General features: G+C 54.5%; 1 tRNA gene. It reads right to left on the bottom strand.

Annotated elements, in window-relative coordinates:
- Positions 1 to 5 precede the first annotated feature (5 nt).
- A tRNA-Asp gene (locus BCT49_RS05680) sits at positions 6 to 82 on the bottom strand.
- Between the last annotated feature and the right edge of the window lie 120 nt (positions 83 to 202).

Genomic DNA, 202 nt, shown 5'->3' with positions numbered 1-202 from the left:
ATAAGTGGCGGAGTGGACGGGACTCGAACCCGCGACCCCCGGCGTGACAGGCCGGTATTCTAACCAACTGAACTACCACTCCGCAGTGGTCAACTCACTAAGTGAGCGTCCATATCTCCAGGTCGGTCAACCTAAAGATTTAATTTAAAGCCTGGCGATGTCCTACTCTCACATGGGGAAACCCCACACTACCATCGGCGCT

Origin of the sequence: Vibrio lentus (assembly GCF_002875945.1) — a bacterium.
Classification (GTDB): Bacteria; Pseudomonadota; Gammaproteobacteria; order Enterobacterales; family Vibrionaceae; genus Vibrio; species Vibrio apostichopi.
This window is presented reverse-complemented; position numbering and strand designations above follow the sequence as displayed.